The 13,053-nt window shown below is 53.2% G+C and carries 12 protein-coding genes; 4 read left to right on the top strand and 8 right to left on the bottom strand.

The genetic code is table 11. The features are described from left to right. Window positions 1-219 precede the first annotated feature (219 nt). The 3 genes from QLG09_RS09460 to mgrB all read right to left on the bottom strand — a co-directional run bounded on the left by QLG09_RS09460 (window position 220) and on the right by mgrB (window position 1,741). Window positions 220-1,209, bottom strand: a complete 990-nt coding sequence (locus tag QLG09_RS09460; protein ID WP_282488850.1) for an MBL fold metallo-hydrolase — start codon at window positions 1,207-1,209, stop codon at window positions 220-222. A gap of 23 nt (window positions 1,210-1,232) precedes the next feature. Further along, a complete protein-coding gene (locus QLG09_RS09455) occupies window positions 1,233-1,523 on the bottom strand; it encodes a YebO family protein (protein ID WP_257805628.1) in 291 nt (96 codons plus the stop codon). Window positions 1,524-1,597: 74 nt separating this feature from the next. Then, window positions 1,598-1,741: a PhoP/PhoQ regulator MgrB gene (gene mgrB / locus QLG09_RS09450; protein WP_014170606.1), complete on the bottom strand. Its 144-nt coding sequence runs from the start codon at window positions 1,739-1,741 to the stop codon at window positions 1,598-1,600. A 159-nt stretch (window positions 1,742-1,900) separates the two neighbouring features. Between mgrB and QLG09_RS09445 the strand changes: the two genes are divergently transcribed. Beyond that, entirely contained in the window at window positions 1,901-2,140 is a 240-nt protein-coding gene (locus QLG09_RS09445) for a YobH family protein (protein WP_020883418.1), read from the top strand. 64 nt (window positions 2,141-2,204) lie between these two features. Here QLG09_RS09445 and kdgR read toward each other — a convergent pair whose 3' ends face one another. Continuing rightward, a complete protein-coding gene (gene kdgR, locus QLG09_RS09440; RefSeq protein ID WP_014170608.1) occupies window positions 2,205-2,996 on the bottom strand; it encodes a DNA-binding transcriptional regulator KdgR in 792 nt (263 codons plus the stop codon). Between the two features lie 178 nt (window positions 2,997-3,174). Here kdgR and QLG09_RS09435 point away from each other — a divergent pair, with 178 nt between their 5' ends. After that, window positions 3,175-4,548, top strand: a complete 1,374-nt coding sequence (locus tag QLG09_RS09435) for an MFS transporter (protein WP_068794731.1) — start codon at window positions 3,175-3,177, stop codon at window positions 4,546-4,548. A gap of 48 nt (window positions 4,549-4,596) precedes the next feature. Here the strand turns inward: QLG09_RS09435 and htpX are convergent, their stop codons facing one another. The 4 genes from htpX to QLG09_RS09415 form a co-directional block, all read right to left on the bottom strand. Then, entirely contained in the window at window positions 4,597-5,478 is an 882-nt protein-coding gene (htpX, locus tag QLG09_RS09430) for a protease HtpX (protein ID WP_014170610.1), read from the bottom strand. A 193-nt stretch (window positions 5,479-5,671) separates the two neighbouring features. After that, window positions 5,672-7,720 (bottom strand): carboxy terminal-processing peptidase, encoded by a 2,049-nt coding sequence (prc, locus tag QLG09_RS09425; protein WP_044858513.1) that lies wholly within the window; start codon window positions 7,718-7,720, stop codon window positions 5,672-5,674. Window positions 7,721-7,739: 19 nt separating this feature from the next. Further along, window positions 7,740-8,426: an RNA chaperone ProQ gene (gene proQ / locus QLG09_RS09420; protein ID WP_014170612.1), complete on the bottom strand. Its 687-nt coding sequence runs from the start codon at window positions 8,424-8,426 to the stop codon at window positions 7,740-7,742. Between the two features lie 96 nt (window positions 8,427-8,522). Then, the gene (locus QLG09_RS09415) at window positions 8,523-9,020 is read right to left on the bottom strand and encodes a GAF domain-containing protein (RefSeq protein ID WP_151712411.1); all 498 of its coding nucleotides are present in this window, start codon (window positions 9,018-9,020) and stop codon (window positions 8,523-8,525) included. Between the two features lie 132 nt (window positions 9,021-9,152). Between QLG09_RS09415 and yebS the strand changes: the two genes are divergently transcribed. Continuing rightward, on the top strand, window positions 9,153-10,436 hold the full coding sequence (yebS, locus tag QLG09_RS09410; RefSeq protein WP_282488849.1) for a membrane integrity lipid transport subunit YebS: 1,284 nt from the start codon (window positions 9,153-9,155) through the stop codon (window positions 10,434-10,436). After that, window positions 10,405-13,038 (top strand): PqiB family protein, encoded by a 2,634-nt coding sequence (locus QLG09_RS09405; RefSeq protein WP_020883414.1) that lies wholly within the window; start codon window positions 10,405-10,407, stop codon window positions 13,036-13,038. Before yebS ends, QLG09_RS09405 begins: the two co-directional genes overlap by 32 nt. The last annotated feature ends 15 nt before the right edge of the window (window positions 13,039-13,053 follow it).

The following is a 13,053-nucleotide window of genomic DNA, read 5'->3' as shown; positions in this document are numbered from 1 at the left end:
TCATTGTAACGCCCCTGTATTGTTACAGTGGAAATACAATGTTAATCCTTCACGCTAAACTGTATTAAAAAGCACCAGCTAATAAAGAATGTTATGCACCAAAATAATGAAATTTTTATGACTCTGCATCAAAACAAGGCAAGCAAAACGTTTCGATAAAAATAAAACATTCTTTAGACCTTAGACATACAGAATATATGCAACAATCCAGCGCTTCGTTTATAAGGATAAATATTCACCAATTTTCAGTATCCTGAAGGAATTATTAACCGGTGCTAAATTATCGAGGACTGCAGTTAACTCTCGCACGGGGTCATCAAGCGATTCATCAGCCAGTTCAAACACGCCCCAGTGAATGGGAAACGCCAGTGGGCATCCCAACTGTTGCCACAACACAACGGCAGATTGCGGATCCATATGATGTATGGCCATGAACCACCGTGGTGCATAAGCGCCAACGGGCAACGCCGCGGTGTCAATTTTACCCAGCCTTTCCGGTATCCGCAGCAGTTCAGGTGAATAGCCCGTGTCACCGCTAAACCAGAAACGATGATGCCGCCCTTCAAACACCCAGCCACACCACAGGGAGCGATTGCGGTTCCAGAGCGTGCGCATACTCCAGTGCTGCGCCGGTACGGCGGACAGCGTTATCCCCTGCCAGGTGAAACTCTGCCACCAGTCGAGCTCAACAATACGTCTTGCCCCCCGGCGGCGAAACCAGTCTCCCAGACCTAAGGGAACAAACAGAGTGACGTCGGGGAAGCGTTTAAGGATCCGGCGAATGGTCGCGTCATCCAGATGATCGTAATGATTATGGGAGATAACCACTGCATCGAGTTGCTGGAGCTGTTCGACAGACAGAGCGGGAGGCGTTTTACGTTGTGGTCCGAGGAAAGGTAAGGGAGAGGCGCGGCGAGAAAAAACGGGGTCGGTCAGCAGGGTGTTACCATCAATGTGCAACAACAGGCTTGCGTGTCCGAGCCACCATACCCCATTTTCCTGCGGCTGCTTAAGCGTTGCCGGCTGCCACCACTGGCGGATAAAGTCCTCATATCCGTTTGCCGGGGGGCGGGGTAAGCCAGCTTCTTTGCGCGCTTTTCGCCAGCGATCAACGTCACCGGGCTGATGCCCGACGGGGTCAGTATTACGAAAACCGTTCGGTGTGTGATGTTTCAGGGAGGGGTCATACCAGGGATTTTTCCAGACCACAGCCACCTCCCGGATAAGACAAATTAACGCTCAGCCACCAGGCGGATAAAGTCATCCTGCTCAGTGTTGTCTTCAGCAACCGCGGCTTTCGCCGACTCTTTCTCTTCTGGTTCGTTAGCCTCGCACAGACGACGTAACAGCGCATTCTGACGTTTTTGTTGGTCAAGCAGCGCTTCCAGCAGTTCGATCTGCTCGTTTGTACGGGAACTGGCACGGTTTACGAAAAACCAAATGACAAGCCCCACCAGCAGAACAACCAACGAGATCATCAGGGATGCCATATTTAGCAGCCCTGAATTCAGTAACTCACCCATTTCACCACCTCAATAAAAACGTCTATCTTACCACTGGTGCGAAGGAAGGAAATCACCTTGAGAAAAAATGCGTGTTACCACGGAATAAACTTATTGATTGCGCAAACGCCGCTAAAAAACTGTACATCCTGATCGCACATCACATTGATAGTCTGCGTCCACAACACCACACAGGCTACCAGCACAATAATCAGAATCACCCAGCGTATTTTTTTCACTCCACACTCCGTCTAAAGGCCCGATATAACCAGGTTATCACGGCTATCTTAAACAAGGACTAACTGTACCGCCATCTGGTCGTTTTCAGAATCATGCACTTGTTTCATAGAGTAAACCGTTTAGGCTTACTGCATGACAACAAAGATAAAGAGGCAATGATGCATTTAATCATTCGTACAATTATTGCACTGGCCGTAGTATGGGTTGGCCTTCTGTTAACCGGCTATGGCGTGCTTGTGGGAAGCACCGAAAACGCCGCTGGATTAGGGATTCAATGCAAATACATGACCGCGCAGGGAATGAGCACGGCACAATATATTCATTCAGACAGCGGGATCATTGGTTTAACCAACTGCCCGGTTCTGCGTAAAACATCCGTCGTCATTGATAACGGCTAATCACCCCGATTGATACTGATAAAAAACGCCGCACTGTGTGCGGCGTTTTTCATGCCCGTAAGGATCAGAACGGGTAGTCGTTATAGCCCATTTGTTCAGAAATCTTGCGTGCGGCTGTATGGAGAATCGCCACATACTCATGCAGACGTTCTTCAGAAAAGCGCAGGGTCGGGAAAGAGATACTCAGCCCGGCAATGACAACGCCAAAGCGGTCAAATACCGGCACACCGATACAGCGCAGCCCTTCCTCCTGCTCTTCGTTATCTTCGCCATACCCCTGCTCACGTACTTTGTCGAGCACGGCCAATAACTCGTCAGTGCTGGTAATAGTGCGTTCAGTGCTGCGCTTATATTCCACGCCTTCGAGGATCTGCTTCACTTCTTCGCGATCGCGCCACGCCAGCAGCACTTTGCCAATCGCGGTACTGTAAAGCGGATTACGACGACCGATGCGTGAATACATGCGCAGGTTGTACATGGAGTCGATTTTATGGATGTAGACAATGCTGTCTTCATCCAGTGCCCCCAGGTGGATAGTCTCTTTGGTCAGGCGAGAGATCTCACGCATCTGGATATCTGCGCTGCGGATCAAATCCACGTTTTGCAGCGCACGGGCCCCGAGCTCGAACAGTTTCAGCGTCAGAGAATACTTTTCAGACTCGCCTTCCTGTGCGACGTAACCCAGTGACTTCATGGTTTGCAAAAAGCGATAAACGGTGCTTTTCGACATCATCACACGCTGCGACAACTCTGTAATACCAATTTCACGCTCTTCTCCGAGCGCCTGTAGGATGCCAAACACCTTCAGCACGGAAGAAACAGAATCTGGCTGTTTATCCAAATCTGCAATTGCCATTTACCACCTCATAGAGAGTGTTTTATAAAAATCAGAACCGGTTTTTATTATAAATTCCCGTCATGTTACCTGCAATCGATCCTCGTTTACTTCGTTACAAATCTGCGACATAAAACTGAAATAACGATGCTAAAATAGTTACCCTGAGAATAATTTCACACTGAGCTTTTCATCCCTAATGGAAAAAAACCTGTCCGATGGCCTGCCTTTGCCTCAGCGGTATGGCGCTATCGCCACGATTGTTATCGGTATTTCAATGGCCGTCCTTGACGGTGCAATCGCTAACGTTGCCCTGCCAACCATTGCCAGCGACCTGCATGCCTCCCCTGCCAGTTCTATATGGATAGTCAATGCCTACCAGATAGCGATCGTGGTTTCACTGCTCTCGTTCTCTTTCCTGGGCGATATGTTCGGTTACCGACGGGTGTATCAATGCGGCCTGCTGGTGTTCACCTTTACTTCCCTTTTCTGTGCCCTTTCTGATTCGCTGCATACTCTGACGCTTGCGCGCATAGCACAGGGTTTTGGGGGCGCGGCACTGATGAGCGTCAACACGGCGTTGATCCGCTTAATCTATCCGCAGCGTCATCTGGGACGCGGTATGGGGATAAACTCGTTTATTGTCGCCGTCTCGTCTGCGGCCGGGCCAACCCTTGCGGCGGCCATACTCTCTGTCGCGTCCTGGCAGTGGTTATTCGCCATTAACGTACCGCTGGGTATTGTGGCCCTCTTCTTTGCTCTGCGCTATCTTCCCGCGAACGGTCCCAAAAGCACGATGCCACGCTTTGACCTTATCAGCGCAGTGATGAATGCCCTGACCTTTGGCCTGCTGATTACTGCCCTGAGCGGCTTTGCACAAGGTCAGTCCCTTTTACTTACCGCCGCGGAGCTCATTGCGTTGCTGGTGATTGGCTTCTTCTTTGTACGCCGCCAGCTCTCGCTCCCTGTCCCTTTATTGCCTGTCGACCTGCTGCGTATTCCTCTTTTTTCTCTCTCGATTTGTACCTCTGTTTGCTCGTTCTGCGCCCAGATGCTGGCCCTGGTCTCTCTGCCCTTCTTCCTGCAAAGTGTGGTGGGACGTACTGAAGTCGAGACCGGACTGCTGTTAACGCCGTGGCCACTGGCGACGATGGTAATGGCGCCGCTGGCAGGGTATTTGATTGAGCGCGTCCACGCCGGATTGCTTGGCGCGCTGGGGCTTGCCGTCATGGCCACGGGGCTCTTCGCACTCGCACTACTCCCCTCATCACCCACCGATCTGGATATCATCTGGCGCATGATCCTGTGCGGTGCAGGGTTCGGTCTGTTCCAGTCGCCTAACAACCACACCATCATCACCTCAGCGCCGCGCCATCGCAGCGGTGGTGCCAGCGGTATGTTGGGCACCGCACGTCTGCTGGGACAAAGCACCGGCGCGGCCCTGGTCGCGCTGATGTTTAATCTTGCCGGGCAAAATGGCAACCACGTTGCACTTTTCACCGCAGGCGCCCTTGCCACCCTCGCCGCCATCATCAGCGGGCTGCGCATTACCCAGCCCAGAGTACAGGCATAAAAAAAGCCGGGCGGATATCACCAGCCCGGCTCATTGCTCTTCTTAGCGTTACTTCAGGTATTCACCACTGCGCAGCGCTTCGATACGTTTATCCAGCGGCGGGTGACTCATAAACAGCTCGCTCAGCGATTTTGATTTACCGTTAATGCAGAATGCCATAATGCTGGTCGCTTCCTGCGGTTCATAGCTGGTTTTCAGACGCTGCAGCGCGGCAATCATCTTCTCACGACCAACCAGTTTCGCCGAGCCGGCATCCGCATGGAACTCACGGTGACGGGAGAACCACATGGTGATGATGCTGGCCAGAATACCGAATACCAGCTCCAGTACCGTCGCAACCGCGAAGTAGATCAGCGGGTTGCCGTTGCTCTCTTCCCCTTCATCGCGGTTCCCGCCCATAAAGCCTGCCGCGATCTGCGCCAGAATACGGGAGATGAAGATAACAAAGGTGTTCACTACGCCCTGGATCAGGGTCATGGTGACCATGTCGCCGTTCGCGATATGGCTGATTTCGTGAGCGATAACCGCTTCGGCTTCGTCACGGCTCATGTTCTGCAACAACCCGGTGCTGACGGCAACCAGCGACGCATCACGACGGGCACCTGTGGCAAAGGCGTTAATATCTGGCGCGTGGTAAATGGCCACCTGCGGCATGGCGATACCCGCCTGCTGCGATTGCTGAGCCACGGTATTCATCAGCCACTGTTCCATATCGTTACGCGGTTGCTCAATGACTTCACCACCTACCGATTTCAGTGCCATCCATTTCGACATCAGGAGTGAAACGAATGAGCCACCAAAACCAAACAGCAGCGCCATAATCAACAGACCCTGAACGCTGCTCGACTGAATTCCTGTCAGGCTTAGCACGAGCCCGAAAACCACCATCACCGCAAGATTGGTGAGCAGGAAGAGCGCGATTCGCATCATAATTTTCTTTTAACCTCAGTTTAACAAAGCGCACTATGCGATTACCCACATCGTATGGGTATTACGGCTATTTTCAAGCATCCATCGGGCGTAAGTCACCAGAAAGACACAACTTTACACAATTGGAAATTTGCCTGACGGGAGAATGCGGAACAAAAAGAAACAGGCACAATTTCTTGTGCCTGTTGGGGGATTATTTTGCCGGTGCGGGTTGCACGGCGGGCTTCGCCTTTTCCTGATTCGCCAGGTCAAGAGCGATATGCACCGTCTCGTCGAGGTAAGGATCCGGCTCCTGGTAATCTTTTGGCAGATCGTCCAGTTTCTTGAGCAGAGGCTTACCTTCACGCTTGAAGCGATCGTTGATACGCGCCAGACGCGTTGCATCATCTTCGTTGTTCTCTTTCTCACGCTGAGCGTAGTTGAGAGAAACAATATTCCGCTTATCTTTCAGGGCATTGAAACGAGCAATATCCTTCAAGATGTACTGGAATTCCGGATCTTTGGCGATGCGATCGTTGTGCGCTTTCAGCAGTTCAGGACCAAACTGCGTCATATCACCCGCTTTCACGTAGGTCGCGGCGTTAATGCTATCCCACGGCAATGCGTTATCTTCAAACTTCTCGCCGGTTTCAGTCTCTTCCGTGCCTGTCGGCATCATGATATCCGGCGTCACGCCTTTACGCTGCGTACTGCCACCGTTCACACGATAGAATTTCTGAATGGTGTACTGAACCGAACCCAGTGCAGGCCATTCCGGACGCAGCATCTGATCGTAGATACGATTCAGAGAACGATACTGCTGTACGGTACCTTTACCAAATGTCGGCTCACCGACAATCAGCGCACGGCCATAGTCCTGCATAGCGGCGGCAAAGATTTCAGACGCGGAAGCACTGAAGCGATCGACCAAGACCACCAGCGGGCCTTTGTAGTAGACCACACCATCGTTGTCGGCATCTTCACGTACTTTACCGTTGTTATCGCGCACCTGAACCACCGGACCAGACGGGATAAACAGCCCGGACAGTGAAACCGCTTCGGTCAGCGCCCCACCACCGTTGCTGCGCAAGTCGATGATGACGCTGCTCACGTTCTGCTTTTCAAGCTTCTGCAGCTGGACTTTTACATCATCAGTCAGCCCGACGTAGAAGCCCGGGATATCCAGAACACCCACCTTCTCTTTACCCACGGTCTTCACCGACATTTTCACCGCGCGGTCTTCCAGGCGGATACGCTCACGCGTCAGGGTAACGATACGGGTTTTGGTGCCTTTACCGGCTGGCAGAATTTCAAGGCGAACTTTGCTGCCTTTCGGACCTTTGATCAGCGCAACCACATCATCCAGACGCCAGCCGATCACATCGACCATGTTCTGTCCGGTTTGACCCACACCAACAATGCGATCGCCTACGCTTATCGCTTTGCTTTTCGACGCCGGGCCACCGGCGACCATTGAGTTGATCACGGTGTAATCATCGTCCATCTGCAGCACCGCACCGATACCTTCCAGAGACAGGCTCATTTCGGTATTAAACTGTTCGGTATTGCGAGGCGAGAGATAATTGGTATGCGGATCGATTTCGTGAGCGAAAGCGGTCATCGCCAGTGAGAAAACATCTTCACTATTGGTCTGAGCCAGACGACGAATAGCGAATTTGTAACGACGCGTCAGCGTGTCACGGATCTCTTTTTCATCTTTGCCGGTCAGCTTAAGGCTCAGCTCGTCGTATTTTACTTTTCCATCCCACAGCGCATTCAGCTCGGCTTCGTCTTTCGGCCAGGGCGCTTTGCTGCGGTCCAGATTAAAGGTGTCGTTGCCGGTGAAGTCCATCGGACGTTCCAGCACTTTCAGCGCATACTGATAGCGTTCAAAGCGGCGCTTTTGCGACAGGTTATAGAGATCGTAGAACAGATCCAGCTTGCCTGAACGCAACTCGTCACCCACCCCGGATTTACGCTTAGCGAACTGCTCGACATCGCTGGCGAGCAATACGTTATGGCTGTAATCCAGCAAGTTCAGATAGCGGTCAAAGATTTTGGCCGAAAAGGCCTGATCGAGATCGAACTGACGATAGTGCGAACGGGTGAAGCGTGAGGTCACACGCTCGCTCACCGTCGCGTGCTGCGTCTCTTCCTTGAGGACCGGAATTTGATCAACACGCGTGATATCGTCCACTGCGAAAGCATGGCCTGTTATAGCAAACAGGCCCGCCAACGCGGTGAGCTTAAAAAAAGTGTTCATGCCAGGCTTGGCCTCCGTTTCAGAACAACAAGTGTTCTGCGCGTACAATCATTGACATACCAGAAGTCAGCTGTACACGAACGCCATCTTTGGTGATTTCCAGTACGGTGGCGTCCATTGCGTTGTTACCCGCTTTCACCTTCAGTGCCTGACCCACGCTCAGGGCGTTAATGTCAGAAACCGGCGTATGGCGCGGCTCTTCACGAGGGGCGCGCGGGGCTTTAGCTGCTGGTTTGTCAGCACGCGGTTTTCGATCGTTATTATCGTTACGACGCGGCGCTGGGCGTGGTTTACGCTCACGACGAGGCGCTTCTTCCTGGCCGTTTGCCGCTGCGGCTTCGCGTTTTTTCGCTTGCTGTTCTGCACGTTGTGCCTGAACGCGTGCTTTGGCTTCTTCCAGCTGTTTACGTGCGTGCTCAACGTGCTGCTCGTCCAGCTCACCACAAGGGTTGCCGTCAAGATCAACACGCGTCGCGCCCGCTTTGATACCGTACAGGTAACGCCAGCTCGAAGTATAAAGACGTAAGGCGGAACGAAGCTGAGTTTTGCTGAGGTTCATTTCCCCCTCAACGCGTGCCACCAGATCCTGAAAAATACCGACTTTCAGGGGACGAGCTTCACCTTCAGCACTGAAGCACTGTGGGAAACGCTCGGCCAGAAATGCGATAACTTCTTTACTGCTATTCAACTTAGGTTGATTTTCCATGAAATTTCCTGATTACAACGGACGTTGCCAACAAGCGCAGGCATGAACAGGCGTCATTATAATGACGCTATCAGTAAATGCTACGTTATCCGTTGATTATCCTGCTACGCTCGCAAAGAATTTTTGATAATCGGTTGCGGCGAGAACGTTTTCGAGGTTCGTAACCAGCTCGCGCAGCCCTTGTTCGTCCTCGGTTGTGAAGCGACTGAAGACCGTGCTGTCGATATCCAGAACGCCAATAATCTGATTTTTTACCACCAGAGGCAGAACGATTTCAGAATTACTGGCGGCGTCACAGGCAATGTGTCCGTCAAACGCATGGACGTCTTCGACGCGCTGTACCTGATTAGTCGCGACCGCTGTACCACAAACGCCACGTCCTACGGGAATACGCACGCAGGCAATTTTCCCCTGGAACGGGCCAAGCACCAGCGTTTCACCTTCCAGAAGGTAAAAGCCGGCCCAGTTAACGTCTGATAGCCGTTCAAACAGCAATGCGCTAGTATTTGCCAGAGTGGCTAAGAAGCTGGTCTCACCCGCCATCAATGCCTTAAAATCGCGGTTAAGATCCGCGTAGAATTCTGTTTTGTTCATTATTCAATCACTTAGTTGTCTTACAAAATTACCGCATAGCCTATTAAAATAAGCATTAAATGCGCTCATGCTCAAGATGAATCCGTTCATGAGTTAATATAACGTTCAACAATACTTATTTGTGCGCAGCTGATGGCCTTAAAAACAACCAAAATTACGCCGACAAAAAAGATAACTGTCCATACGGTAAGCGAAGCTTTGCCTCGTGCACATTATCAGCGTTGCCCGCAGTGCGATACGCTTTTTATGTTGCCGAAGATGAAATCGCATGAAAGTGCTTTTTGCCCCCGCTGCGACGCTAAAATTCGCGACGGACGCGACTGGTCGCTGACCCGTCTCGCCGCGATGGCCATCACCATGCTGCTTCTTATGCCGTTTGCCTGGGGCGAACCGCTGCTGAAGCTGTACCTGCTTGGTGTGCGTATTGATGCCAACGTACTGCAGGGGATCTGGCAGATGACGCGCCAGGGCGACCCGCTCACTGCCGCCATGGTGCTTTTCTGTACGGTCGGCGCGCCGCTGGTGCTGGTCGCCGCCATTGCCTATCTTTGGTTTGGTAACATTCTGGGGATGAATCTCCGCCCCGTGTTGCTGATGCTGGACAAACTGAAAGAGTGGGTCATGCTGGATATCTACCTGGTGGGCGTCGGCGTGGCGTCCATAAAAGTCCAGGACTATGCATTCTTGCAGCCCGGGGTCGGACTCTTTGCATTTATTTGTCTGGTCTTGCTCAGCATCCTCACACTCATTCATCTGAACGTCGAACAGCTCTGGGAGCGCTTTTACCCTCAGCGCCCGGCCACGCGACCGGATGAACGTCTCCGGGTCTGTCTGGGGTGTCACTATACTGGCTTGCCCGACCCACGTGGCCGTTGCCCGCGGTGTCATATTCCCCTGAGACTGCGGCGCAACAACAGCCTGCAAAAATGCTGGGCCGCGCTGATTGCCTCGCTGGTCTTTTTGATCCCGGCCAATATGCTGCCGATTTCCATCATTTACGTGAATGGTGGGCGCCAGGAGGATACCATCCTCTCCGGGATCATCTCCCTCGCCCACAGCAACGTGGGGGTGGCGGCAATTGTGTTTATCGCCAGTATTCTGGTGCCGTTTACCAAAGTGGTGGTGATGTTTACCCTGCTCCTGAGTATTCACTTCAAATGTGAGCAAGGTTTACGTACCCGAATTCTGCTTTTGCGATTCGTCACCTGGATTGGCCGCTGGTCGATGTTGGATCTGTTCGTGATTTCGTTGATGATGTCGCTGATCAATCGCGACCAGTTATTGGCTTTTACAATGGGACCCGCAGCTTTTTATTTCGGCTCCGCGGTGATATTGACTATTCTTGCTGTGGAATGGCTGGATAGCCGCTTACTTTGGGATGCACATGAGTCAGGAAACGCCCGCTTCGCCGACTGAAGCGAGAATTAAAACAAAACGCCGCATTTCTCCATTCTGGTTGCTGCCTGTCATCGCCCTGATGATTGCAGGCTGGCTTATCTGGACGAGTTATGAAGATCGCGGAAGCACCATCACCATTGACTTTCAGTCTGCCGACGGCATTGTGGCCGGGCGAACCCCTGTCCGCTTCCAGGGGGTTGAGGTGGGTACCGTTCAGGACATCAGCCTGGGAAAAGGGCTGAATAAAATTCAGGTCCGCGCCAGCATTAAGTCCGATATGCAGGATGCGCTGCGCAGCGAAACGCAGTTCTGGCTGGTAACGCCTAAGGCCTCTCTGGCGGGTGTTTCAGGGCTGGATGCACTGGTTGGCGGTAACTACATCGGCATGATGCCGGGTAAAGGTGAACCGCAGGATCACTTTGTTGCGCTGGATACCCAACCAAAATACCGACTGAACAACGGCGATCTGATGATCCATCTGCAGGCACCGGATTTGGGTTCCCTCAACAGTGGCTCACTGGTTTATTACCGTAAAATTCCGGTAGGTCGCGTTTATGATTACGCCATCAACCCGAATAAACAGGGCGTGACGATTGATGTGTTAATCGATCGCCGCTTCACTAACCTGGTGAAAAAAGGCAGCCGTTTCTGGAACGTCTCCGGCGTGGATGCCGATCTCAGCCTGAGCGGTGCCAAAGTGAAGCTCGAGAGCCTGGCCGCACTGGTCAACGGCGCCGTTGCCTTCGACTCTCCGGAAAACTCCAGCCCGGCCACGGCAGATGACACCTTCGGATTGTATGCTGACCTGGCGCACAGCCAGCGCGGCGTGATCGTCAAACTCGCCCTGCCCGACGCTAAAGGGCTGAAAGCGGGTTCCACACCGCTTATGTATCAGGGATTGCAGGTTGGGCAGCTCACCAAAATGACGCTCAACCCAGGCGGTTCCGTGACCGGTGAGATGACCGTCGACCCGAGCGTGGTTGATCTCCTGCGTGAAAAAACGCGCATCGAGATGCGCAGCCCAAAACTGTCTCTGAACGATACCAGCCTGAGCAATCTTCTGACCGGCAATACGTTTGAACTGATCCCCGGTGAAGGTCAACCCAGCAACAGTTTCGTTGTTGCGCCGGCAGATAAAGCGCTGCTGCAAAAACCGGGCGTCGTAACGGTAAAACTGACCGCGCCTGAAAGTTACGGTATCGAAGCCGGCCAGCCGCTGATTCTGCATGGCGTCCAGGTGGGCCAGGTGCTGGAGCGTACGCTCTCTGAAAACGGCGTGAGCTTCTCGGTGGCTATCGATCCGCAATACAGCGACCTTGTGCATGGCGACAGTAAATTTGTGGTGAACAGCCGCGTCGACGTGAAGGTTGGCCTCGACGGCGTCGAGTTCCTCGGTGCCAGCGCCAGCGAATGGGTTAACGGCGGGATCCGCATTTTACCGGGCAATAAAGGCCCGGTGCGCGACAGTTATCCACTGTATGCCAACCTGGACAAAGCGATTGAAAACAGCATGAGCGATCTCCCAACCACGACACTGACGTTAAGCGCCGAGACGCTTCCTGATGTCCAGGCTGGCTCCGTCGTGCTGTACCGGAAGTTTGAGGTCGGGGAAGTGATTGCCGTACGCCCTCATGCGGACGCGTTTGATATCGAACTGCATATCAAACCGGAGTATCGCAAGTTGCTGACCCCGAATAGCGTGTTCTGGGCCGAAGGTGGTGCGAAAGTGCAGCTTAACGGTAACGGGCTGACCGTGCAGGCCTCCCCGCTTTCACGTGCGCTGCGGGGAGCGATCAGCTTCGATAACCTCAGCGGTGCGGGTGCAAACCTGCGCAAAGGCGATAAGCGTATTCTCTTCCCGTCAGAAACCGCTGCCCGTGCCGTTGGCGGACAGATTACCCTGCATGCTTTTGATGCAGGGAAGCTGGCGGAAGGGATGCCCATCCGTTATCTGGGTATTGATATCGGGCAGATCCAGAAGCTGACGCTTATCACCGCGCGTAACGAGGTGCAGGCCACCGCCGTGCTCTACCCGGAATATGTTCAAACCTTCGCCCGCTCAGGCTCCCGCTTCTCGGTGGTGACGCCACAGATTTCGGCCGCTGGCGTTGAGCACCTCGACACTATCCTGCAGCCTTATATCAACGTCGAACCCGGTAAGGGGAATGCCCGCCGTGACTTTGAACTGCAGGAAGCCACGATCACTGACTCTCGCTATCTGGATGGCCTGAGCATTGTGGTGGAAGTGCCGGAAGCAGGCTCGCTGAACATCGGCACACCGGTGCTGTTCCGCGGGATTGAGGTGGGTACAGTGACGGGCCTGACGCTCGGTACGCTCTCTGACCGCGTGATGGTGGCATTACGCATCAGCGATCGTTACCAGCACCTGGTGCGTAATAACTCGGTGTTCTGGCTGGCCTCCGGCTATTCACTGGACTTCGGTCTGACGGGCGGGGTGGTGAAAACCGGCACCTTCAACCAGTTCATTCGTGGCGGTATTGCTTTCGCTACACCACCGGGGACGCCGCTGGCGCCGAAAGCGCAACCGGGCAAACACTTCCTGCTGCTCGAAAGCGAGCCGAAAGAGTGGCGTGAATGGGGCACTGCCCTGCCGCGTTAATCTCAGGGCTCCGGT

Origin of the sequence: Enterobacter sp. V89_11 (genome assembly GCF_029967775.1) — a bacterium.
GTDB classification, from domain to species: domain Bacteria; phylum Pseudomonadota; class Gammaproteobacteria; order Enterobacterales; family Enterobacteriaceae; genus Enterobacter; species Enterobacter ludwigii.
The sequence above is the reverse complement of the archived record's forward strand: the minus strand, read 5'-3'. Positions and strand labels throughout refer to the sequence as shown.

What these genes read in the sequence shown, in the direction of transcription:
- QLG09_RS09405 (WP_020883414.1), top strand. Translation starts at nt 10,405, where the DNA reads ATGAGTCAGGAAACGCCCGCTTCGCCGACTGAAGCGAGAATTAAAACA.
- kdgR (WP_014170608.1), bottom strand. Translation starts at nt 2,996, where the DNA reads ATGGCAATTGCAGATTTGGATAAACAGCCAGATTCTGTTTCTTCCGTG.
- yebS (WP_282488849.1), top strand. Translation starts at nt 9,153, where the DNA reads ATGGCCTTAAAAACAACCAAAATTACGCCGACAAAAAAGATAACTGTC.
- prc (WP_044858513.1), bottom strand. Translation starts at nt 7,720, where the DNA reads ATGAACACTTTTTTTAAGCTCACCGCGTTGGCGGGCCTGTTTGCTATA.
- proQ (WP_014170612.1), bottom strand. Translation starts at nt 8,426, where the DNA reads ATGGAAAATCAACCTAAGTTGAATAGCAGTAAAGAAGTTATCGCATTT.
- htpX (WP_014170610.1), bottom strand. Translation starts at nt 5,478, where the DNA reads ATGATGCGAATCGCGCTCTTCCTGCTCACCAATCTTGCGGTGATGGTG.
- QLG09_RS09435 (WP_068794731.1), top strand. Translation starts at nt 3,175, where the DNA reads ATGGAAAAAAACCTGTCCGATGGCCTGCCTTTGCCTCAGCGGTATGGC.
- QLG09_RS09445 (WP_020883418.1), top strand. Translation starts at nt 1,901, where the DNA reads ATGCATTTAATCATTCGTACAATTATTGCACTGGCCGTAGTATGGGTT.
- QLG09_RS09415 (WP_151712411.1), bottom strand. Translation starts at nt 9,020, where the DNA reads ATGAACAAAACAGAATTCTACGCGGATCTTAACCGCGATTTTAAGGCA.
- QLG09_RS09455 (WP_257805628.1), bottom strand. Translation starts at nt 1,523, where the DNA reads ATGGGTGAGTTACTGAATTCAGGGCTGCTAAATATGGCATCCCTGATG.